The organism is Aurantimicrobium minutum (genome assembly GCF_029893825.1).
In the GTDB taxonomy this organism is placed as follows: Bacteria; Actinomycetota; Actinomycetes; order Actinomycetales; family Microbacteriaceae; genus Aurantimicrobium; species Aurantimicrobium minutum_C.
Genome location: NZ_JARXXV010000001.1, coordinates 809704 through 831090, shown reverse-complemented (window position 1 = coordinate 831090; position 21387 = coordinate 809704). Strand labels below are relative to the sequence as shown.

Below are 21387 nucleotides of genomic sequence, written 5' to 3'. Positions count from 1 at the left end.
CCCCCATCCTGCTGGTCTGGGGGCCTCGAAGTTTAGAACACACTGTTTTAGTGTTGAGCGTCAATCTCATGGAGCATCGCGGTGAGCTCTGTGGGTGCCGTCACCATGGCTTCATGGCATGTGGCGAGTTCATAGGTTGGCCATCCTTTGGCGGCAGCGCGTTCTGCAAAGCGAGTGAATACACGCATCCAGTCCACGCACTCGATATAGACCCCTGGCACAGACTCTGATGCCTCGGTAAGCACGATGTGCTCCCAGTATGTGCCAAAGGGTTGTGGTGTGAGGCGAGGAGTGAGCCAGTCGATGTCTGCCTGATCTGTTACCCCGAGTTTCTTAAGAGAACGTGGTGGAATCATCCAACCGAAGCCGGGGCCCTTAACAGCTTCCCGATAGTGAGAAGCGGGAACCTCGGGAAGGATGTCAATGGCTGCTTCGCCATTTTCGGGCAAGAAACCGTCGAGGTGAATGCGCAGACGAAGGCGTTCTGGGCGTTGTTCAGCTACACCGCTGATGACCATGCCGGCATAGCTGTGGCCGACGAGAATGACATCTGTGAGGTCTTCAGCGTCGAGCATGCGAACGATGTCCTCAACGTGGGTGCTGAGGTTCACCGAAGGGGAAATAAGGTGTGCTCGGTCACTCAGCCCAGTGAGTGATGGTGTGAAGACAGCGTGGCCGGCGTCACGCAATCGGGGCGCTACGCGGCCCCAGCACCAGCCACCGTGCCATGCGCCGTGAACGAGGACAAAAGTGGTCATGATGGGTTCTCCGAGTTCTCAAACAGGGCAAGTGCTGCTGCAGTGTTGGATGCCGGCACGTGGTAGGTCTCAGCGATACGCGTGATGACGGGATTCATAGCTCCGCGCATGACAAGCCACATAATCAATTCAATGCCTTCAGAACCGGCTTCGCGAATGTATTCTTCCCGAGTGATGCGAGTGAGTTCCTCGGGATCGGTTTGAATTTTGTCGAGGAACATGTGATCAAAGGATTCATTGATCAACCCGGCACGTTCCCCAGAGAGTTGATGGGACATGCCACCAGTTCCAAAAATGGCGACCTTGATGTTCTCTGGGTAGGAAGCGATGGCTCGGCCAATTGCTTGACCGAGGGCATAGCAGCGCTTGGCAGTGGGTTGGGGGTATTGCAGAACATTGACCAGCACCGGGATGACGGGGCAAGGCCAGGAGTCTCCAGGTTCAGGCGTGTACACCGATAGCGGAACGGTGAGACCATGATCTACCTGAAGTTGGTTTGCCACAGTGATGTCGAACTCATCATCAACCAGGCTTTCAACGATGTGTGTAGCAAGTTCAGGGTGCCCAAGAACGGGTGGAACGGGCCTTGGTCCCCAGCCCTCGTCCGCAACAGGGAAATGGGACGCAGTGCCTATTGCAAATGTAGGCATCAAATCAAGATCTATGGCATTGGCGTGGTCGTTATAAATAACCAAAACTACGTCAGGAGTGTGTTGTGCCATCCAGTCACGAGCTGGTTGGTATCCCTCAAATAGGGGACTCCAGTATTCGTCGTGAGTCTTTGCATTGTCCATGGCGGCACCAATGGATGGGACGTGGCTTGTTGCCAAGCCCCAGATAATTTCAGCCAAAGTGCCGCCCTCCTGCTTTGAGTTCAGCAATAAACTCTTCGGTACTCATCCCGGTGAAGATGCCTCCCAAATACTGAACAGATTTCTTATCCAACTGTGCAAGTTTGAAAATGTAGAAAATGGATCCGCCAAGATCGAGCATTTTCACCCAATCACGCTCGAGGATGGCCGAACGCTGTTCGGGGGAGAGATCAAATTTGTCGCAATAAGAAGCTTCATCACCAAGAAATAGCTGACGGTTTTCGGCCGAAGTGAATGTGGAGCACAACTTATTGAGGGCATAACCGCGACGGTTATCTTCTATGCCGAAAACGTATGTTCCTTCGATGTCAGGTTTGCTCGACATCACATCTCCTGGGGATGTGTGGCGAGGGCTTCCACGTGGACATCCATCCACGGGAACATGGGCAATGAGGCGAGGGCCTCATGAAGTGCCGTTGCATCTACTGTGTCCCACAGGCCTACCACTGCGCGGCGGCCAGGGATGCGCCACAGTCGCTTCAGAATTCCTTGTTCCCGCAATTCCATCGCTCGAGCACGTTCAATCGTGCGCAACCGTTCACGCTCGTCCTGTGTCATCGATTCGGGTTGATTGATCTCAAATCTGACTAAGAATTCCATGGTTCATCTCCATTTCACTCGCCATTAGCCAAAGAGGGCTGATGCCTCGTGATAGCGGTATTCGGGAACGTACTTTTGTTTCTGTGTTGCTGAAGAAAGGCTGACGCTTTCAATTTCTGTGCCTTTGAGAACTACCGTGTAACCCCATTGTTCGTCGTGTGCAGCGTCGACAGCAGCGATACCTAATCGAGTGGCCAAGACCCTGTCATATGCGCTGGGGACACCACCTCGTTGAACGTGACCGAGTGAAACAGAGCGTGTCTCAATGCCGGTGAGTGCTTCTATCTGGGGAGCGAGAATATCTGCGATTCCGCCCAGAAGTGGACGATTGAAGGGATCAAGCCCCTTGTGAGAGTGAGCTTCATCCATCTCGTCAAGTGTGAAGCCCTCCGAGACCACAAAAACGGGAGCGCTGCCGCGATCTCGGACCTCTATCGCCCATTCGGCAATCTGGCCCAGGCTCACAGGATGTTCCGGGATCAGAATGGCATTAGCGCCTGCGGCCATTCCTGCATGCAGAGCAATCCAGCCTGCATGACGTCCCATTACCTCAACGATGATGCAGCGGTCGTGTGATTCAGCAGTGGTGCGAATCCTATCGAGAGCTTCTGTTGCAATCTCCACCGCCGTGGTGAAGCCAAACGAATAATCAGTTTCTTGGATGTCATTGTCAATGGTCTTGGGGACACCCACAATATTGATGCCTTCTTCTGAAAGTCGGCGTGCTGCAGTGAGCGTACCTTCACCGCCAATAGCAATGATGGCGTCAATCCCGTGCTTGAGCATCATGCGCTTGATGTTGTCGGGACCACCAAAGGGGCCTTCATAAGGGTTAGTGCGAGATGAGCCAAGGATTGTTCCGCCTTGGTTACCGAGGAAACGGACTTGTTCCTCGGCGAGGGGAATGAAGCTTCCCTCGACGACACCTCGCCAGCCGTGTTTGAAGCCGACAAAATCAAAACCATAGGCTTCTGAGCCTTTGAGTACGATGCCACGAATCACGGCATTCAGACCGGGGCAGTCGCCTCCGGAGGTAAGAATTCCGATCTTCATTGTCTTCTCGTATCTGCAGTCTCTTCAGTGATGTGTGGAGGGAAGGTGTGGCAATTTCTTTAGTTCTTGCTGGCGTGCACGCCTTGCTGAATCAGCTCAACAGCCTCTGACGCAAGTGAAAGTCCATAAGTGTAGGGTTCACGCCAAATAGCGAGAGCATCGCTGACAAAACCGGGGAGAATCGTGCGTGTGAAGGCTTCTACTCCGAGAGGTCCGGTGTATCCGGCTTTGAGTGCGTGTGACACAACAGCAACGGGATCTACGACGCCTGTGCCCAGTTTTCCACGACCTGACTGGCCCAACTCGAGGTATCCCAGACGAGGCAGTGCGTGGGTAATTGCTGCAAACATGTCGGCTTCTTCAACGGCCATGTGGAACGTATCGAGGTGAATCTTGAGGTGCTCTGATTCGCTGAGCTCGGCAAAGTCCATTGCTTGTACAGCTGTATTGATGAGAGACGTTTCATAGCGGTTGAGAACCTCGAACGTCATCGTTACGCCCCGTTCGTGGGCGTACTCCGCGGCCTTACCTACTTCTCGAGCTGCGCGGGCAAAATACCCGGCAGGTGCTGGTGCATATGGCTTTCCAAATACTCCGTAAGGAACCCCATTCATCTGGGTTCCACCGAGTGCGACCGTGAGGTCCACGGTCGCTTTCATGCTAGCCAGGCCAGCAGCACGAACATCGGCATCTTCGGATCCCACTGAGGTTTCAGGAGATTGGCCGCCGAAGATGGTGATAGGGGAGAGCCCACGTTCAGCGAAGAGTTGCTTGATGACGGGAGCATCGGGTGTTGCAGGATCCATGGGACCCAACACCACGTGGGTGTAGCCCAGATTCTTGAGGGAGTCTAAAGAGCTAGGGAGAGCCTCAGGAGATGCATCACCAATGAGGACATTGATCAGACATGCCACGGGGTTAACGATCGTCATGAGGCTCTCCTAATCACTACTAGAAAGAGGGAAGGTCGAAGCGCTGCTTGAATGCCGAGTAGCCATCATCAACGTGAACCACGGTTCCGTTGATGGCATTGGCTTCGTCTGATGCCAAGAAGGCGACAGTATCTGCGATTTCTTCGGGCAGGGTGAGCTTGTTGCGTAATTGCTCAGAGGCAAACAGGGTCTTCAGCTCATCACTGAACTGGTTGATAATGGGGGTTCCCACGCGACCAGGTGTAATCGCGACAGCACGAACGCCGTATTCAGCCAGTTCGTATGCGGCCGAGCGTGTGAACGAGATAACAGCTGCCTTGGCGGCGCTGTAGGAGAAGGCCAACTCAGCAGCCTGCTCACCATAGATGGAGGAGGTGCTGATGATGACACCACCAGTGCCTTGGTCACGGAACTGACGACCTGCCGCCAGGATGCCGTAGTAAACACCGTCCTGGTCAACGCGAATCATGGGCATGTAGTCAACCTCGGGATCATGATCGAGGAGAGGTTTACCGCCGGCGATCCCCGCATTGTTGAAAATGATGTCGAGTTTGCCGAAAGTTTTAACGGTGAGTGCAACCATTGCTTCGACCTCTTGGTAGATGGAGACATTGACCTGGCCAGCTGCGGTTGCCCCCGGGAAACCTAGGGCGTCGATTTCTGCAACGGCTGCCTCTGCCTGAGCAAGGTTGATGTCGGCAATGAGAACCTTTGCGCCTTCGCGCACAAACTTTTTGACGGTCGCGAGACCGATGCCGCTAGCTCCACCAGTAATAATGGCGACTTTGCCTTCTAAACGCATGAGTTGAACTTTCTAAGAATTGGTGGGAAGGGAGTGGTGCAGTGGGGGCGGGGGACTGTCCCGCCCCCACTGCTAATGGATGAGCTTTACAGCTTGTCCGAAGGGGTGATCTTTGCTGCGTTCACCTTGTTGACCAGGGTGGTACCCACGGTCTCGAAGTTGGTTGAAGGCAGCGTGCCATCCTTCTGGTAGGTCACGATGTAGCCAATGACGGTGTCCAGAATTGCAGGCCAAGGCTGCTCGATCGTTGCGAGGAAGTTTCCACCTGCAGTGATCTCAGCAATTGCCTCACTGGTTGCGTCAACACCAGTTACCTTGGCGGAAGAACCAGCCTCAGCAAGTGCCTTCGAAGCACCCAGTGCTGCGTCATCCCAGCCAACCCACACAGCGTCAAGACCGTTAGGGTTTGCTGCGAGGTAGTCAGCTACGAGAGCAAGTGCCTCGGTGCGACCGGTAGCAGGAGACTGAACCTTCTGGATTTCTCCACCAGCGATGTTTGCGCCAGCTGCCTTGAATGCTTCCTCAGCAAGGCCGGCACGCATGCGGATACCAGGGTGTGGGTCGTGACCAATGATCATGACGTTTTTGCCCTTGAGGCCACCGAGTTCGGTCGACAGTGCCTCAACGGTGCTGTCTACGATGCCCTGCTGGTCAGTGGTGACGTTTGAAACGAAAGCGTCAGTTGGTTCGGTGCCGCTGTCCATTGCGAAGATAGGGATGCCAGCATCCTTAGCAGCAGAAACAATAGAACCAATCGATGCGTAGTCGGTGTATCCATCGAGGATGACATCTGCACCCTGACCGATTGCGCTTTCAACTGCAGGGTTCATTTTCTGGAAGTCGAAGTCACCCTGAATCATGGTGAGATCCCAACCCAGTTCCTTAGCCTTAGCAGTTACTGCCTTGACCCACCATGCACCAACAGGTGTCTGGTTACCAGATGTGAATGCAATGACCTTGAAAGGCTTGTCAGCCTCTCCACCGCCGGAAGCGGCACAGCCGGTCAGTGACAGTGCAACAACAGCTGCAGCAGCCACCAACAACTTGAACTTGTTTCGCATTTCATTACTCCTTTGTTGTGATTGCGATTTTTTACTTGGAACTCCGAACGAAATGACTTTCGCCCAGCTTCTAGCGAGAGGTAACTGGAGCTATCTCTCACGAGTCTTAAGGCCTGACAGAGTCACTGCCAGGATGATGATGATGCCGGTGACAACCTGCTGGATGTATGCATTTACACCCAGGATGTTCAGGCCGTTGCTCATCACGCCGATGATGCCGACGCCGATCATGGTTCCGCCGAGGTTGGCCATGCCGGACTTGATCACTGTCATACCGAGGAATACCGCGGCGACAGAGAACATCATGTTGTCGCTGCCCTGAACGGCGCTTGCGCTACCGAGACGGGCGGCGAGCAGGATTCCACCAATTGCTGACACCAGGCCAGCGACAGTGAAAGCAAGAAGGCGTGCACGACGAACGTTCACACCAGAAAGGCGAGACACTTCTACGTTTCCGCCGATAGCGTGCCAGCTTCGACCAATAGTTGTGAACTTAAGTACTGCCCAAATGATGACCGAAATTACGAGTGCGAAGTAGACAGGAATGGGAATATTGAGGAACTTTCCCTGCCCGAGTTCGTTGAATTCAGCGGGGAAGTTGAACAACGTCGTTCCCTCAGTGACAAGGAATGCAAAACCGACAACTGAAGTCATGGTTGCCAGAGTCGCCACGAAAGCCGTCAGGTTGAGGTAGGCAATGAGCACACCGTTGACAAGACCGACGATCAGGCCGACAAGAAGAGCCACAGATATTGCCTGCCAGATTGGTGCTCCGCCGATCATTTGAGCACCTGCTACCGCCCCAGCAAGGCTGGATGTGGCGCCTACAGAAAGGTCAAAGTCACCAACGACCATGACGACAGTCTGTGCGCCAGCAATAATGGCCAGGATTGATACCTGATAGAGGATGTTCTTCACGTTCACGAACGTCAAGAAAATGTCTGGACGCATCGCGAAGAAGAAGATAATCAGCAGCAAAAGCGCAACAACAGTTCCGCCCTGGAGCAGCATTCTTCCGATTGCTTGCCCTGCACGTGCAGGTGCGTTAGTGGTTGTCATCTCAGTTTGCCTTTCCGTAGCAGTAAGTGAGGAGAAGTTCGTCGTCAGCAACCGCTGCCTCGACTTCCCCAGAAATTTGTCCTTCGTGCATGATGATGATGCGGTCGCTCATACCGATGAGCTCGGGAAGTTCAGAGCTAACTGCAATGACGGTGGTTCCGCCGGCAGCTAGTTCGCGAATGAGGCGGTAAATCTCCGCCTTTGTCCCAACGTCGATGCCTCGGGTGGGCTCATCCATGAGGAGCACCTTGGGTTTGCGTGCAAGCATTTTGGCAAGAACAACTTTTTGCTGGTTTCCGCCGGAGAGCTCACCAACGTTTTGGTGAGGTCCGCGAGCCTTGATTTGCAGATCGAGCATTCCACGCTTGGTAATGGTCGAAATCTTGACTCCGGAGACAATTCCCAATGAACTCACAGAAGGGATGTTTGCCAGTGCAATGTTGTCTTGAATGCTTGCGCTAAGAATTACACCCTGACTGCGACGTTCTTCAGGAACCAGCGCAATTCCAGCATCAAGCGCTTTCCCCACGCTAGGAGAACTTGGCAGTGCTTCTTCGCCAACTGTGACTGTGCCAGTTGAGTGTTTCTGTGCGCCGGCAAGAATACGAAGAAGTTCGCTTCGACCGGAGCCAGCGAGGCCTCCAATGCCGAGGACTTCACCCTTGTGGGCAGTGAAACTGACGTTTTTAACACGCCGCCCATTGAGTCCTTCAACCGTGAGCGCAACTTCTGTTGTTGCGGTTCCACGCTCTGGATAGAGCTGTCCCGCTGCCCGACCCACCATGTTGGAAATAACTTCTTCAATGTTGGATTCTTGGACATCTTTAGTAATGATGGTCTCGCCGTTACGCATGATGGTAAGGCGATCACACAGCTCAAAAACCTCTTCGAGGCGGTGCGAAACGTAAATGATTGCTACACCTTGGTCGCGAAGTTTTCGCAAAACAGCGAAAAGGTCCTTGATTTCAGTGTCAGTCAGCGAAGCTGTGGGTTCATCGAGGATGAGAACACGAGCATCCGTTGCTAGGGCACGAGCAAAAGCAACCATGGTCTGTTGGACAGGGGAGAGTTCACCAGCAAGCCTGTTGAGGGGGATCTTCTGATTTAGGCGGTCAAGTTGTTCCTGTGCGCGCTTACGGAGTTCAGCCCACTGCACGATGCCACCCTTGCTTGGGGTTTGCTCGCCGAGCATGATGTTTTCTGCAACGCTGATAGAAGGAATGATCGAGAGTTCTTGGTACAGGGCAACGATGCCCGCACGATTAGCCACACGAACATTGGCAAACTCCACAGATTCTCCATTTCGGAGAATCTCTCCAGAGTCAGGAGTGTAAATACCGGTGATTACTTTGACCAGTGTGGACTTTCCAGCACCGTTTTCACCTAGCAAAGCGTGAATTTCACCAGTCTTAACTGACAGTTTGACACCGCTCAGGGCGTGGACCCCGTCGAAGTGTTTGAAAATGTCTCTGGCTTCAAGTGCCATAGGTACTTCAGTGGAAGCATTTGTTGCACTCATTACTTACTTCCTTTGTCTTCCAGGTTGTTACAACGGATTACAACCTTTGGGTATTTGCCGCTGATGTGAACCTCGAACGCTTCTGCGGCGTTGTCTAGGTCAATCACTGACTGGGTGAGCTCATCTAGATTCAAGTGAGGAAGAATCTGCAATGCGCGAGGGAATGTGTAGGGAGAGATAAAGACCCCGGTAAGGGTCAGCTCCTTTAAGTAGAGGTAGTCCGAGAGATTCAGGGGCATCTCGAAGTCGTGGGGATACATTGCCCCATAAATAACCGTTCCGCCCTTGGCGGCAATATCTAAAAGACCCTTAACTGCGCGGGGAGAACCTGATGCGTCAATGACAATGTCATATCCGCGACCATCGGTAATCTCTTTGGTGCGCTCACCCTGGTTCTCAGAGATCGGGTCAATCACAAAGTCTGCACCGTGACGCAGCGCCATTTCGCGCCGTTCTGCAATTGGTTCAATGAGAGTCAAAGAAGTGGCGCCATTCATCTTCATCATCTGAAGAGCGAGTTGACCGATAGGGCCACCACCACAGATTGCAACACGGTCGCCGACACGTATGTTGGTCTTGTCGGCAATGCGTACTGCAACAGAGGTGGGCTCAAGCAGGCAACCCTTAAGAAGACTGATATTTTCCGGAAGCTTGTATACCTGTGATTCGTGCCATGTAACTGTCTCAGCCATGCCGGGACGGTTGTAGTCCTGAATAAATTCACAGAATTGTTGCTGGCCGTCACGGCACGGCCCACACGTTCCACAAAAACGCAGGAAGTTACCTGCAACGCGATCGCCGACTTTCAGTCCTGTGCGTGTTGCGCGTTCGCCGAGGGCTTCGATCACACCGGAGATTTCGTGTCCCAGGCCAATAGGAACATCTGTGCCGAAGAAACCTTCTGCTAGGTGTGGATCTGATCCACAAATAGCAGCGTATGCAACCCGAACGCACACATCTTCGGGGCCGAGTGGTTGTTCCGGGAAATCGACAACCCCGATGACGCCACGAGTGTCCTCATTGGCATCACGCAGGCTACCAATCTTGGTGACCGCTACTGTTTTCATCAAATTCTCCGTTGAATGTGTAATTGTTTGGATACGAACTATTTCGTAGCTAACACTCGCATGATTGCGCTGATAGTTGAAGTCAGTCCGTAGCCGTACTTGTCACGCAGTTCCTCATCTCCGCCGAATCCCGCGTAAACCTGGGGGATACCCAGTCGTTCAAATGCGGTGAGGTTAATGTTTCGGTCAACCAATACATCAGCTATGCGCGAGGCAAGACCTCCGTAGGCAAGGTGGTCCTCCAGTACCACGAAACGTCCACCTGTCTCCTTGGCGCAGCGTTCAATGAGGTCTGCATCGATGGGCTTGAGGGTGAACATATCGATCACTCGGATTGAGTGGCCTAACGCGCCGAGAGTTTCGGCGGCTTCCAATGCCTGTGCAACGGTGGTTCCGTGCGTGAATATGGTTGCGTCGTATCCATCTCGTGCGACGATACCCTTGCCAATTTGAATGTCGTGTTGGCCTGGTTCGTAGAGAACCATGTCTGACTTACCTACGCCCAAACGGATGTAAATAGGTCCAGACATCTTCATAGACTGGCGGAGAATATCTCCTGCCATGAGCGGGTCAGCGATGGATGTCACAGTCATGTTGGTGAGAGCGCACATCAGAGCAAGGTCTTCAACTGCATAGTGTGTGGATCCACCGTTACCTACCAAACCTCCATGAGTACCAATGATCTTTACTGGAAGATTGGGGTAACAGACGTCAGAGCGAATTTGCTCCAACGCACGCATACTGAGGAAGGGGAGCATTCCCGAAACAACGGGAATGTTTCCCTCGTATGCCAGGCCTGCAGCAACACCAATGCTGACTTGCTCCGCGATACCGACATCGAGAAAGCGGTCTGGATAGAGTGCTCGGAATTCACCGAGGGTAGCTCCGATTTCTGGGGTTATTGTCCAGAGATTGTCGTATTCCCCGCCAAGCTCAGCAAGAGTGGACCCAATAACGGAACGGGCTGAAAGCCATTCGCCGAATGTAAATGTAACGGGCATTATGCCGACACCACCTTACGTGTGGACTCGAGAGCGGCCATCGCTCGTTCTAAATCAGCAGCACCAAGCGAGCCAGCGTGCCAAGCAATATTGCGCTCCATGAAGTCAACGCCTTTACCCTTGATGGTTTCGCAGATGACGACAGTGGGGCGGGTGCTGTCAGAACTAGGCAGGTTGTCAATGATGTTGACGAGGTCTTGCATGTTGTGGCCATCAACGGAAACAACGTTCCAGCCGAAGGATGCCCACTTGCCAAGGTAAGGCTCCAGCACGACCCGGTCTTCGCTGAAGCTGGTCATCAGCTGGTGGTTGCGGTCAACAAAAGCAATGAGATTACCGAGCTGGCTGCTGCGTGCTGCCATGGCTGCTTCCCAGACGGATCCCTCTCCAGTTTCGCCATCGCCGAGGACACAGAAGACGCGGTGCTTCTCTCCCTTCTGGCGGGCACTCTTTGCCATGCCAACAGCAATAGGAAGGCCGTGACCTAGCGATCCTGTAGATGCTTCAACACCGCGAAGCTGGACTTTGCAGGGATGCATTCCGTAGGCACTTCCAAGTTGACCGTAGGTGGCAACGATGTCGTCAAAGTCGAAGAAACCGCGCATGGCCATGCTGATATACATGCACACAGCTGCGTGACCCTTGCTCAAGATGAAGCGGTCGCGGTGGGGGTTTGAAATGTCATCAGGGTCTACGTTGAGGCCGTAGTGGTACAGCGCGGTGAGCATGTCAGCTAAGGACAAGTCGCCACCGATGTGGACCGCCCCTTCGTAGGTTCCGCAGAGGTATAGAAGCTTTTCGCGTAGTTCATATGCCAAGTCTTCGAGCTCAGCGACCGTGTGCTTCGGTTCACTGCTGAGTGAAATTGATGTACTCATCAGGTGCCTCCTCGTTGATGACCCTGGTTGGCGATCTCTCCTTCGAGATCAAAGTTTCGGTTTATCAACACCAGCGAACTGGGTTGATGTGATGACAGTAACACGATTCCTGTTTACACATAAACAAGATTTTCTAGAACGTTATCATTTCGTTGTTTACTTGTAAACATAAAGTTATGAAATCTTGTTTACAAGTAAACCATTTGTACTTTAGGCTGACTCAACAGATGCAAACTAAGACAGTTGGCACACAAGATTCAGAACACAGAGAGGTGCTTTGATAATGGGCGATAAAGACATCATCCGTACGGGGTTGTTTATCGGTGGCGCATCGCGCGACACCGTAGAACACCTAGAAATTGCAGACCCCGCCAAGCGCGGCGAAGTTGTTGGCTACGCGGCTGCGGCTACTAAGCAAAATGTTGACTACGCAATATCTGTAGCAAAGAACGCATTCCCCTCATGGTCATCCATGTCGGCAATTGAACGTGCAGACCTGATGTCTGAAGCTATTCAAGGTATCGCCGAAGCACGTGATGACGATGCAGCAGTTCTCTCCCGCGAGAACGGCAAGGTCCGTTTCGAGGGTTGGATCGACTCTCTCGTCTTCGAAATCCGCTGGAATCTGGCGCTTATGATTGCAGACCAAGTCGACACCGGAAAGACTCTTCCGGTAGCCCCTGGAATCCCCGTCTCCACAGAGGTGCAGCACCAGCCCCTCGGTGTGGTTACCATCATCGTGCCATTCAACTGGCCCATCGCTATCCTCGGTGCTGCACTGCCACACGCATTACTCGCAGGAAACACGGTCATCGTTAAGCCACCCCTGACAGCGCCTTTGGCAACCACTCGGGTCATTGAACGAATTGCTGCCAAGTTGCCAGCTGGTGTTCTCAATGTTGTCACCGGTAAGGACGAGGACATGGCTGCACTCATTGAGAGTGAAGACATTGCCAAAGTTTGCTTCACAGGAAGCGTTGGCGGTGGAAAGCGCATTATGTCCATGGCGTCCAAGGCGCTTACTCGCGTGACCTTGGAGCTCGGTGGAAACGATGCAGCTATCTTCCTCGAAGATGCCATCATCGATGACACTCACCTCGACCGCCTATATGGTGCCATTTTCGACACAACTGGACAGATCTGCATGAACGCCAAGCGTATTTACGTTCATGAATCTCGAATGGACGAGGTCGTTGCTGGTCTGACTGCTCGTCTCGAGAAGGTGAAGCTCGGCTACGGTCTTGACCCCGAAACCACCATGGGGCCACTCCACGCACCAAGCCAGAAGGCTTTTGTGGAGAAGCTCATCCGTGAAGCTAAAGATGCTGGTGCAGATGTTCGCGAGTTTGGTGAACTCCCAACTGGTGAACTTGCTGCAGGTAACTTCGTCCGCCCTGCACTTGTTATCAACCCAGACCCTTCCTTGGGAGTCGTCGTTGAGGAACAGTTCGGACCAGTTATTCCGCTGATTCCTTTCAGCGCTGAATCAGAAGCAATCGCTGCTGCAAATGACACTTGGGCTGGTCTAGCAGGTTCGGTATGGACTGCTGACCCCGTTGCTGCGAAACGTGTTGGTTCTCAGTTGCAGTGCGGTTACGTCTGGATTAATGACCACGGCGCAACCCGTCTTGACCTTCGCGCACCCTTCGGCGGCATGAAGAACTCCGGCTTTGGCCGCGAACAAGGCATCGAAGGTATCCGTGCTTTCCAGGACACCCGCTCTATCGCAACCATCGATGCAGAGGCGCTAGCGGCTCAGGCTCACTAGCGTTTCTTTCAACATTGGCCAACGAATCCACTGTTAAACTTTGGGTTCGTTGGTCGATGTTGATTAACTACTTTCAGCACAGAACAATCTGGTTGGGGAAATGACTGCTACAAAAAGAACCGTTAAGGCAATTACTGTCGCCTCGGGTTCCAGCGTTCCTCATATCGGCAAGCAACAAATAATTACTGAGCCGCTCGCAAAGCTGATCGATAGTGACGCCTTTACTCCTCGCCTACTTGCGTTGCTTTCAAATGCACTCGTGTGGCGTGAGTCAATGTTGCTGCGGCAAGAGTTCAACCTCGGAACCAATGACTGGCGAGTTATTTCAGCATTGGCCAATACGCCAGGAAGCACTGCAACTGACGTTTCAGAGTTTTTGGCCATGAATAAGGCCGTAGTATCCAAGGCGGTCAATACGTTAATCGATCGCAAGCTCATCGCCGTCAGTGACGGACCTCGTGGTTCACGTCACCTTTATCTCACTCCTGAGGGAGCAGAGATGCACGACAAAATGATGCCTATTTCCCTTTCAGGCGAGGACATCATTTTGAGCAGATTGAGCTCACGCGAGCAGACACAGCTGCGCAAGCTCTTGACCAAGATGATGTTAGAGATTCCCGACCTTTCACCCACCTCGGTCGTCATTTCACCGCTCGAGGACTAACCGGTGATTAGGTTGTGACAATTTCCACAACTGCGGGTCCAGAAGCATCAGCAGCTAGGCCTGACTCTGAGGTCACGATTCGTGAGACGCAACAGGAAATCTTCTCGTTCTGTTCCTTTTGGCGTTCGCTGTAGAAGACATCGCGGTGATCAACTCGGCCGTTGAGGCTGAGCACGCGAACCTCACACAAGCCACACTCGCCCTTCCGGCAATCTGAGAGCATGTCAACACCAGCTGCTTCAAGGGCTTCTAACATTGAGTGCTGCTTGCCCACTAGGACTTCAACATTTTTCGCGGGAATTCGAACAATGAATTCTTCGGGGTCATACCAACCGCTAGCACCGAAGGTTTCAAAGCGAAGGTTCGTGTTTTCTAGTTCGCTTTCCAACCAAATACGGCGCACAGCATCCATCAGTCGAATCGGGCCACAGATATATAGCTCTGTGTTGTCATCCAACGAGGCGATCAGCTCTGGAATCTGGATGAAGTTCTTGTCCTCATCTAAAAAGATCTGAAGGTTGTCCCCATGGATAGCTTGGAGTTCCTCCCGGAAGGCCATGGCTTCTTTGCTGCGCGCTGCATACATCAGTGTGTAGTTTGCCCCAATGCGTTTGAGGACAGCCGCCATTGCCATGATGGCGGTAACGCCGATACCACCAGCGATAAGAACATAACGCTCGGCACCTACGCGCAGCGGGAAGTTCTGAAGGGGCTGGGTGATGTCGAGTTGATCCCCCACCGCGAGCTCGTGGACTGCAATAGAGCCACCGCGAGAGTTGGGAACCAAAAACACTCCCAGAGTGAGATCGCGAAGGTCTTCGCTCTGGGAGGCCACAGAGTAGGAACGACGAACCATTTCGCCGTCAACGTTCACCATCAGGTCAATGTGAGATCCAGGGTCAGCTTTTGCGGGATTCGACTGACGAATGACGATTTTTTTGATGTCATTGGCAGCTTGCGAAATCTCAATGATTTCGCCTTGCTGCCAAATTTCGATATTTGTGGCAGCCATTGTTACTCTGTCCAACCCTCTTCTTGCTTCGTTCCAAGGCGTCCTTCTTTGAGGAGTTGGCGTTCAAGGAGGCGACGTACCCACATTCCACCTGCATCAATGTTGATGTTGTAGAACTCGTAGTCAGGGTTCGCGTCGATGGCCCTCTGCTGGGCACGAAGCATGACTTCGTCTTCGCCGAATACGCCGTGCACACCTTCACGCATTTGAGTTGTAATGGTTTGGCTTTCCAGTCGGTAGTTGCGCTGGATGGACCAGAAGTAGTGGCTGGTCTTGGAAGATTCTGGGGAGATGGTGTTCATCACGAACGCATTGACGCCTTGGCTGCGGTCACCTTCGGGTGCTCCGGTGTCTGCCTTAGCTACGCCGACGTCGATGCAGATGGTTCCGGGGGCCTCAAAGCGAATGATCTGCCAACGGTCGACTTTGCCCTCATAGCCGGGGAAGACATCGTGCAGGTTTTTCTTCCAGAAAGGAGGAGGGTAGATGCCCTTCATCCAGCGGGTCACCGTGACGGAGGTGTCATCGTGAGTAGTGGTGAAGTCTGACTCGCTCAGTTCTGCTTGGCCGATGCTGGAGCCGTGAACAAATTCTTCGTGGGTGAGGTCCATGAGGTTGTCCACGATGAGTTGGTAGTTGCAGTCGGCGTGGATTGTGCGACCATCGCCGGTCCACTCGGGGTGATCCATCTGGAACATATTGGGAATAGTGTCCGGGTCAGCGAGGGTGGGGTCACCGAGCCAGACCCAGACGTAACGGTGACGCTGAACTGCAGGGAACGAGGGAACAGTGGCGCTGGGGTTAACGGTTTCCTGAGCGGGCATAGATATGCAGCGACCTGCTGCGTTGAATACGATGCCGTGGTAAGGGCACTGGATTCCGTCTTTGCCGACAACCTTTCCCATAGAAAGAGGAGCGAGGCGGTGCCAGCAGGCATCTGCCAATGCAACAGGCTTTCCGTCCTCGGTGCGATAGAGGGCAAGTGGGCGGTCAGCGATTGTGCGTGACATAGGTTTCCGAGTGACCTCGTAATCCCATGCAGCCACGTACCACGCGTTGAGTGGGTAGTTCGTAATCTTGGTCGTTGTTGTGCTGCCTAAGTTCTGAGCAACCATCATGTCTCCTCGTTGAAACTAACTATCACTATAGATAGTGTTAAAGACACAATACATATGTCTATAGTTAGTTACAACAATTCGACTTAGGGAGTTGAGATGAGTCTTCGATACGCACTCCTTGCTGTCCTTACTGTCGAGCCCATGACGGGGTATGATCTCTCCAAGCTTTTCCAGCAATCTGTTGCCCACGTGTGGAATGCGCCTGACTCGCAGATTTACCCTGAACTTCGCAAGATGGAGGCCGAAGGCCTCCTTGAAGGTAGTGATATTCCCTGGGGTCCACGTGGGCGTAAGCGCCAATATGCCATCTCTAGCTCTGGAAGAGATGCATTCAGGTCGTGGATGAACGAGCCCATCACCTATTTTCTTGAGCGTGACCCTGCCCACCTCAAGGCTGCCTATCTGGAATGGGCTGAGCCAGAGAATGCTCGCGTCATTCTGAATGAGCACAAAGCGCATTTCGCAGCGCTGCTCCAGGACTGGACTTCCCGACTTATTGAAATCAACACCTTGACCAACCCCTTGTTGGTCAAGCGTCTGGAGATTTCCTCGCCAGAAGACCATCAGAAGGTTGTTGCATTTAAGCGTTACACCTATGAAGGGCTTATCTCACGCGCAGAACAGGAAATTCTCTGGGCTGACCGTGGTCTTGAACTCTTGGCCTCATTCGAAACATCGTGAGCTAAGACCTGCTGAAAACCCGTAACTGAACACTTAGTTATTCGACCTTATTTACTAATCAACGAGGAGTAGTAATGAACTTTTTAGACCCCACCACGTGGGCTGGAAAAATCTTCAATGGTGACTGGGTTGCAGCCAGCGGTGGCAACCTGGACGTCTTTGAGCCAGCCACGGGACAAGTACTGACTTCTGTGGGACTCGGCTCAGTGCAGGACGCTCACCGTGCTGCCAAGGATGCTGCCAAAGCCCAGGTTGCATGGGCTGCAACAAAACCTGAAGAGCGTGCTGCCATTTTGCGTAAAGCGGGAGACCTTTGGCACGAGCATGAGGCAGAGATCGGTCAGTGGATCATGCGCGAAACAGGAGCAATCCCCCCAAAGGCTGGTCTTGAGACCCACATGGCTCAAGGTATTTGTTACGAAGCATCCGCATTGCCCTCACACACCATGGGATCAGTTCACCCGTCGAACAACGACCACTGGAGTATCTCTCGCCGTCGCCCTGCCGGTGTTGTCAGTGTGATCTCGCCCTTTAATTTCCCACTGATCCTCTCCATTCGTTCAGTAGCACCTGCGCTTGCGCTCGGCAATGCCGTCGTGCTCAAGCCTGACCCCCGCACACCCATCACCGGTGGTCATGTGATCGCTCGTGTCTTCGAAGAAGCCGGACTTCCCAAGGGTCTGCTCCAGGTCATTCCTGGTGCTGCAGATGTTGGCGTTGCTGTCGTTGAAGCTCCAGATGTCCGTGTGGTCTCCTTCACTGGATCCACCGCTGCGGGCCGCAAGGTGGGCGAACTTGCTTCAGCCAACCTCAAGCGTGTTCACCTCGAACTTGGTGGAAAAAACTCAATCATCGTTCTTCCCGGTGCTGACGTAGCCAAGGCAGCAAGCGCAGCTGCCTTTGGTTCGTTCCTGCACCAGGGTCAAATCTGCATGTCCACCGGCCGCATCGTTGTGCATGAGTCTCTGTATGACGAATTCGTAGAGATTCTTGCGGGCAAGGCACAGCACCTTCCCGTGGGTAACCCTCACACCGAGCAGGTTGCTCTTGGGCCCGTTATCGACCACAAGCAGCTTGAACGTATGGACTCCCTCGTGAAGGCCACGGTCAATGCTGGTGCAACGTTGGTCGCTGGTGGAACTCACCAGGACTTGTTCTACAAGCCCACCGTACTCACCGGCGTGACAAAAAATATGCCCGCTTACAGTGAGGAAATCTTTGGCCCCGTTGCCAGCGTATTCAAGTACTCCACCACCAAAGAAGCCATAGACCTGGTTTCCGACACGGAATACGGTCTGTCTTTGAGCATCTTGGGAGATGTGGGTATCGCAATGGAGATTGCAGACTCTGTTCCCACTGGTTTGGTCCACATCAACGAGCAGACCGTTGCCGATGAACCCAACATCCCCTTCGGTGGTGTAGGTAACTCGGGTAACGGTTCACGCTTTGGTGGTGCTGAAGCAAACATTGAGGCCTTCACCGAAATGCAATGGCTCACTGTCCGCAGTGAGATTGCTCCCTACCCGTTCTAAAGAGTTAACAAAAAGATGAGCCTCCGACTGCTGGGTCGGAGGCTCTTCTTGGTTAAGTGCTGGTTAGCGCCAGTCGTCTGCGCTATAGTCCCAACCGACATATCCTTCGGCAATGTAGGTCTGGCCAGCTAGAGACTCGGTGTGTGAGTAAAGGTCAGCAACCTGACGCTTCTTGTCGAACTCGGTTGCATCCGGTGCGATGTGAAGCATGGTGGTCATCATGTAGGAGTAGTTGGTTGCCTTCCAGATGCGCTTGAGTGCGTCTTCCTGGTAGGTGTCCAAGTACTTCTCAGAACCGGAGCGGTAGTACTCGCGCAGTGCGCGGTTCAGCCACAAGACATCGCTAAATGCGAGGTTGAGACCCTTAGCGCCGGTGGGCGGAACGGTGTGTGCTGCGTCACCCATGAGGAAGACCTTGTTCTTGCGCAGGCTGTCGTGGACGTAGCTGCGGAACTTGAGAACGTCCTTGCGGAAGATGTTTCCACGCTTGAGTTCATGTGTTGCCACGCCAGCTTGGAGCTTGTCCCAAATCTGCTCATCGGTGACAGCATTGACATCCATGTTGGGGTCGCACTGGAAGTACATACGCTGGATGTTCTCATCACGAGTAGAGATGAGTACGAAGCCTTCTTCGGAGCGAGAGTAGATGAGTTCTTCCGAGCTTGGTGGTGCTTCGACGAGGATGCCATACCAACCGAAGGGATATTCACGTGCCATGCCGCTGAAGCGATCGCCGGTGACGTATTCGCGAGCGATGCTCATCGAACCATCTGCGCCGATGACGAAGTCAGCTGAAATCTCGAATGATTCGCCGGTGGCGGTCTTGCCCACGATCATGGGGCCATTGGGGCCGTCTACTACTTTGTCGGCGAGGTGCTCAAACTGGGGAGTCACGCCAGCTGCAACCCGGGCCTTGATTTGGTCTTTGAGCACTTCGTGCTGGGGGTAGAGGTAGACACCCTTGCCGGTGAGGGCAGGGAAGTCGAAGCGGTGAGCGTGACCGTCGAAGTGGAACTCGATACCGTCGTGACGCATGGTCTCGACGTAGTCACGAGAGACAACATCGGTGTCCACGAGAACCTCAACGGCGGGTGCTTCCAGGATGCCTGCCTTGACGGTGCCTTCAATGTCTTCGCGGCTGCGGCCGTCAATAACAACGGAGTCAATGCCTGCGCGCTGAAGGAGGTGAGCCAATTGCAGGCCTGCAGGGCCTGCGCCCAGAATTCCTACCTGGGTGCGAATAGAGATGGTCATCATTGAACCTTTTCGTGTTGGGGTGAACGTCTAGGTCTATTCAGGCTTATGCGAAAGGCGGCAACAAGACTAAAGTTTCATGTGATGGAAGTTTCTGAACGGAGCCCACAATGAGTCCAGCACGAGTAGACACCGGTGCGCCCACCGCGCTCCTTGAGCGCGCCATGGACATCTTGGGCTGCTTTGACCCCAAGCACAGTGCCCTCACGCTCACCCAGATTGCTGAAATCACCAAGCTTCCCATGTCCACCTGCCACCGCATCGTGGGAACCCTGGAACAAGGTGGCTTCCTCTCCAAAGGCTCTGATCGAAAGTTTCGTGTGGGCACCAAGCTGTGGACCATCGCTCAGCATGCTCCCTTGAGTGAGCGGTTGCGTGAAAGTGCATTGCCCACACTTGCCCGCCTCTATGAAGAGACAGGGGAGAACGTGACCTTGGCTGTGCTCGACCGCGGCCAAGCGCTCTATGTGGACCGCTTGGTGGGGGAGCGAAGTATTCCCACCATCAGTCGTGCCGGTGGGCACCTGCCACTGCACACCACGGGTGTGGGCAAGGTGCTGTTGGCCTATCAACCCGAAAAAGCCATTGAGCAGTATTTGGCAACACCATTGACCAGGCCAACCCCACAATCGATCACGCAGCCTGATGCTTTGCGAAAAGACTTGGCAGAGGTGCGCAAGAACGGGTATTCGATTACCCGCCAAGAAATGACCAGAGGCAGTGGATCTGTAGCGGTTCCCATCATGCGCAACGGTAGGTGCGTTGCTGCGGTGGGTGTGATTGTTCACTTGAACAGACTTGACGTCAATCGCTTGGTGTCAACGTTGACGGATGCTGCCGCCTCGATTGCTGCCGAACTCGACGGTCACTAGAGACTTAGACTCGAACCGTGGCTGAAAAGAGTGTTCCGACTCGCACCGTGACTGGTCGCGCGCTCGCAGTTCTCGACACATTCGATGCTAAGCACCGCAGACAGTCACTGGCGTCCATTGCTCGTCGAGCTGAGCTTCCCCTGACCACTGTTCACCGGTTAGTGCACGAACTGGAAAATCAGAATGCGCTGGTGCGTGGCTCTGATGGTGACTATGAAATCGGAAGCAAAATCTGGCGCCTAGGACTCTTAGCTTCGGTGCACTCTGAACTGCGAGAAGTGGCTCTTCCCTATATGGAAGATGTGTATCAACTCCACAACGACGCTGTGCAGATTGCAGTACTAGACGGCCTGCGCTGTTTGATCGTGGAGCGTATTGCCGGCTCAAGAACCCTTGAAGTTATTAGTAAGCCGGGTTCCAGGCTTGCCCTGCATGCCACAGGTGTAGGTAAGGTGCTTCTGGCTCACGGCGATGCGGAACTCCAGAAGGCAGTCCTGAATTCCCTTGATCGTTTCACCGAGCAAACCATCACGGATCCTGGAATTCTGGAAACGCAGCTCAAAACAATCAAGGTTCAGGGATTTGCCAAGACCCAGGAGGAGCTGGCAGAGGGCGCGGTTTCCATTGCTGTGCCCTTGCGCGGCAAGGGCGGCAATGTCATCGCCGCGCTGGGAATTGTTGCCCCGAGCGATGGTCGCGACCTGGGCAAGTTGGTGCCCGTGATGCAGGTTACTGGTGCTGCGCTGTCACGAAAGCTGGTTGAGGCAGGTCTGGGCGATGCCGCCCGCCTGCAAGCAGGTTCCTAACTCGCCAAGATTACCCTTCCACTATCCGGAAGGCTCCTTGGTTTTCTTCCCTTCAATGCACTTGGCTTAGAACAGGCT

22 protein-coding genes are annotated in these 21387 nt (G+C 53.5%); 6 read left to right on the top strand and 16 right to left on the bottom strand.

All coding sequences use genetic code 11. The annotated features are described in order from the left end of the window. Positions 1-47: 47 nt before the first annotated feature. The 13 genes from M2120_RS03960 to M2120_RS03900 all read right to left on the bottom strand — a co-directional run bounded on the left by M2120_RS03960 (position 48) and on the right by M2120_RS03900 (position 11602). Positions 48-758, bottom strand: a complete 711-nt coding sequence (locus M2120_RS03960) for an alpha/beta hydrolase (protein WP_280797418.1) — start codon at positions 756-758, stop codon at positions 48-50. After that, the gene (locus tag M2120_RS03955; protein ID WP_280797417.1) at positions 755-1609 is read right to left on the bottom strand and encodes a class III extradiol dioxygenase subunit beta; all 855 of its coding nucleotides are present in this window, start codon (positions 1607-1609) and stop codon (positions 755-757) included. Before M2120_RS03955 ends, M2120_RS03960 begins: the two co-directional genes overlap by 4 nt. Further along, positions 1602-1955, bottom strand: coding sequence for a protocatechuate 3,4-dioxygenase (locus tag M2120_RS03950; protein WP_280797416.1), 354 nt, complete (start codon positions 1953-1955; stop codon positions 1602-1604). Before M2120_RS03950 ends, M2120_RS03955 begins: the two co-directional genes overlap by 8 nt. Next, on the bottom strand, positions 1955-2230 hold the full coding sequence (locus tag M2120_RS03945) for a muconolactone Delta-isomerase (protein WP_280797415.1): 276 nt from the start codon (positions 2228-2230) through the stop codon (positions 1955-1957). Before M2120_RS03945 ends, M2120_RS03950 begins: the two co-directional genes overlap by 1 nt. A 24-nt stretch (positions 2231-2254) precedes the next feature. Then, complete coding sequence (locus M2120_RS03940) at positions 2255-3283, bottom strand: 6-phosphofructokinase (RefSeq protein WP_280797414.1); 1029 nt, start codon at positions 3281-3283, stop codon at positions 2255-2257. A 59-nt stretch (positions 3284-3342) separates the two neighbouring features. Continuing rightward, positions 3343-4215, bottom strand: coding sequence for a sugar phosphate isomerase/epimerase family protein (locus tag M2120_RS03935; RefSeq protein ID WP_280797413.1), 873 nt, complete (start codon positions 4213-4215; stop codon positions 3343-3345). Between the two features lie 19 nt (positions 4216-4234). After that, positions 4235-5017 (bottom strand): SDR family NAD(P)-dependent oxidoreductase, encoded by a 783-nt coding sequence (locus M2120_RS03930; protein ID WP_280797412.1) that lies wholly within the window; start codon positions 5015-5017, stop codon positions 4235-4237. Between the two features lie 86 nt (positions 5018-5103). Further along, on the bottom strand, positions 5104-6078 hold the full coding sequence (locus tag M2120_RS03925) for a sugar ABC transporter substrate-binding protein (protein ID WP_280797411.1): 975 nt from the start codon (positions 6076-6078) through the stop codon (positions 5104-5106). Positions 6079-6168: 90 nt separating this feature from the next. Beyond that, positions 6169-7137 carry an ABC transporter permease gene (locus tag M2120_RS03920; RefSeq protein WP_280797410.1) on the bottom strand — a complete coding sequence of 323 codons (969 nt, stop codon included), beginning with the start codon at positions 7135-7137 and terminating at the stop codon, positions 6169-6171. A 1-nt stretch (position 7138) separates the two neighbouring features. Then, entirely contained in the window at positions 7139-8656 is a 1518-nt protein-coding gene (locus tag M2120_RS03915) for a sugar ABC transporter ATP-binding protein (RefSeq protein ID WP_280797409.1), read from the bottom strand. Further along, positions 8656-9723, bottom strand: a complete 1068-nt coding sequence (locus M2120_RS03910) for a zinc-dependent alcohol dehydrogenase (protein ID WP_280797408.1) — start codon at positions 9721-9723, stop codon at positions 8656-8658. Before M2120_RS03910 ends, M2120_RS03915 begins: the two co-directional genes overlap by 1 nt. A 38-nt stretch (positions 9724-9761) precedes the next feature. Continuing rightward, positions 9762-10724: a transketolase family protein gene (locus M2120_RS03905; protein ID WP_280797407.1), complete on the bottom strand. Its 963-nt coding sequence runs from the start codon at positions 10722-10724 to the stop codon at positions 9762-9764. Beyond that, complete coding sequence (locus M2120_RS03900) at positions 10724-11602, bottom strand: transketolase (protein WP_280797406.1); 879 nt, start codon at positions 11600-11602, stop codon at positions 10724-10726. Before M2120_RS03900 ends, M2120_RS03905 begins: the two co-directional genes overlap by 1 nt. A gap of 283 nt (positions 11603-11885) precedes the next feature. On the opposite strand from M2120_RS03900, the gene M2120_RS03895 reads away from it, so the two are divergent. Continuing rightward, positions 11886-13370: an aldehyde dehydrogenase family protein gene (locus M2120_RS03895; RefSeq protein WP_280797405.1), complete on the top strand. Its 1485-nt coding sequence runs from the start codon at positions 11886-11888 to the stop codon at positions 13368-13370. A gap of 100 nt (positions 13371-13470) precedes the next feature. Further along, on the top strand, positions 13471-14034 hold the full coding sequence (locus tag M2120_RS03890) for a MarR family winged helix-turn-helix transcriptional regulator (protein WP_280797404.1): 564 nt from the start codon (positions 13471-13473) through the stop codon (positions 14032-14034). A gap of 7 nt (positions 14035-14041) precedes the next feature. Here M2120_RS03890 and M2120_RS03885 read toward each other — a convergent pair whose 3' ends face one another. Further along, positions 14042-15046: a PDR/VanB family oxidoreductase gene (locus M2120_RS03885; protein WP_280797403.1), complete on the bottom strand. Its 1005-nt coding sequence runs from the start codon at positions 15044-15046 to the stop codon at positions 14042-14044. A 2-nt stretch (positions 15047-15048) separates the two neighbouring features. Then, positions 15049-16161: an aromatic ring-hydroxylating dioxygenase subunit alpha gene (locus M2120_RS03880; RefSeq protein ID WP_432418546.1), complete on the bottom strand. Its 1113-nt coding sequence runs from the start codon at positions 16159-16161 to the stop codon at positions 15049-15051. Positions 16162-16260: 99 nt separating this feature from the next. Here M2120_RS03880 and M2120_RS03875 point away from each other — a divergent pair, with 99 nt between their 5' ends. Both M2120_RS03875 and M2120_RS03870 read left to right on the top strand, forming a co-directional pair. Continuing rightward, on the top strand, positions 16261-16845 hold the full coding sequence (locus M2120_RS03875; RefSeq protein ID WP_280797401.1) for a PadR family transcriptional regulator: 585 nt from the start codon (positions 16261-16263) through the stop codon (positions 16843-16845). A gap of 74 nt (positions 16846-16919) precedes the next feature. Further along, a complete protein-coding gene (locus tag M2120_RS03870) occupies positions 16920-18377 on the top strand; it encodes a benzaldehyde dehydrogenase (protein WP_280797400.1) in 1458 nt (485 codons plus the stop codon). Positions 18378-18440: 63 nt separating this feature from the next. Here M2120_RS03870 and M2120_RS03865 read toward each other — a convergent pair whose 3' ends face one another. Beyond that, the gene (locus M2120_RS03865) at positions 18441-19634 is read right to left on the bottom strand and encodes a 4-hydroxybenzoate 3-monooxygenase (RefSeq protein WP_348519938.1); all 1194 of its coding nucleotides are present in this window, start codon (positions 19632-19634) and stop codon (positions 18441-18443) included. 107 nt (positions 19635-19741) lie between these two features. On the opposite strand from M2120_RS03865, the gene M2120_RS03860 reads away from it, so the two are divergent. Both M2120_RS03860 and M2120_RS03855 read left to right on the top strand, forming a co-directional pair. Then, on the top strand, positions 19742-20503 hold the full coding sequence (locus M2120_RS03860) for an IclR family transcriptional regulator (RefSeq protein ID WP_280797399.1): 762 nt from the start codon (positions 19742-19744) through the stop codon (positions 20501-20503). Positions 20504-20520: 17 nt separating this feature from the next. After that, on the top strand, positions 20521-21309 hold the full coding sequence (locus M2120_RS03855; RefSeq protein WP_280797398.1) for an IclR family transcriptional regulator: 789 nt from the start codon (positions 20521-20523) through the stop codon (positions 21307-21309). Positions 21310-21387 lie beyond the last annotated feature (78 nt).

Bases quoted from the DNA above. Each gene is read 5' to 3' on its own strand.
- M2120_RS03910 (WP_280797408.1), bottom strand. From the start codon at position 9,723: ATGAAAACAGTAGCGGTCACCAAGATTGGTAGCCTGCGTGATGCCAAT.
- M2120_RS03875 (WP_280797401.1), top strand. From the start codon at position 16,261: ATGAGTCTTCGATACGCACTCCTTGCTGTCCTTACTGTCGAGCCCATG.
- M2120_RS03905 (WP_280797407.1), bottom strand. From the start codon at position 10,724: ATGCCCGTTACATTTACATTCGGCGAATGGCTTTCAGCCCGTTCCGTT.
- M2120_RS03890 (WP_280797404.1), top strand. From the start codon at position 13,471: ATGACTGCTACAAAAAGAACCGTTAAGGCAATTACTGTCGCCTCGGGT.
- M2120_RS03920 (WP_280797410.1), bottom strand. From the start codon at position 7,137: ATGACAACCACTAACGCACCTGCACGTGCAGGGCAAGCAATCGGAAGA.
- M2120_RS03915 (WP_280797409.1), bottom strand. From the start codon at position 8,656: ATGAGTGCAACAAATGCTTCCACTGAAGTACCTATGGCACTTGAAGCC.
- M2120_RS03865 (WP_348519938.1), bottom strand. From the start codon at position 19,634: ATGATGACCATCTCTATTCGCACCCAGGTAGGAATTCTGGGCGCAGGC.
- M2120_RS03860 (WP_280797399.1), top strand. From the start codon at position 19,742: ATGAGTCCAGCACGAGTAGACACCGGTGCGCCCACCGCGCTCCTTGAG.
- M2120_RS03880 (WP_432418546.1), bottom strand. From the start codon at position 16,161: ATGGTTGCTCAGAACTTAGGCAGCACAACAACGACCAAGATTACGAAC.
- M2120_RS03945 (WP_280797415.1), bottom strand. From the start codon at position 2,230: ATGGAATTCTTAGTCAGATTTGAGATCAATCAACCCGAATCGATGACA.
- M2120_RS03940 (WP_280797414.1), bottom strand. From the start codon at position 3,283: ATGAAGATCGGAATTCTTACCTCCGGAGGCGACTGCCCCGGTCTGAAT.
- M2120_RS03930 (WP_280797412.1), bottom strand. From the start codon at position 5,017: ATGCGTTTAGAAGGCAAAGTCGCCATTATTACTGGTGGAGCTAGCGGC.
- M2120_RS03925 (WP_280797411.1), bottom strand. From the start codon at position 6,078: ATGCGAAACAAGTTCAAGTTGTTGGTGGCTGCTGCAGCTGTTGTTGCA.
- M2120_RS03935 (WP_280797413.1), bottom strand. From the start codon at position 4,215: ATGACGATCGTTAACCCCGTGGCATGTCTGATCAATGTCCTCATTGGT.
- M2120_RS03870 (WP_280797400.1), top strand. From the start codon at position 16,920: ATGAACTTTTTAGACCCCACCACGTGGGCTGGAAAAATCTTCAATGGT.
- M2120_RS03885 (WP_280797403.1), bottom strand. From the start codon at position 15,046: ATGGCTGCCACAAATATCGAAATTTGGCAGCAAGGCGAAATCATTGAG.
- M2120_RS03960 (WP_280797418.1), bottom strand. From the start codon at position 758: ATGACCACTTTTGTCCTCGTTCACGGCGCATGGCACGGTGGCTGGTGC.
- M2120_RS03950 (WP_280797416.1), bottom strand. From the start codon at position 1,955: ATGTCGAGCAAACCTGACATCGAAGGAACATACGTTTTCGGCATAGAA.
- M2120_RS03895 (WP_280797405.1), top strand. From the start codon at position 11,886: ATGGGCGATAAAGACATCATCCGTACGGGGTTGTTTATCGGTGGCGCA.
- M2120_RS03900 (WP_280797406.1), bottom strand. From the start codon at position 11,602: ATGAGTACATCAATTTCACTCAGCAGTGAACCGAAGCACACGGTCGCT.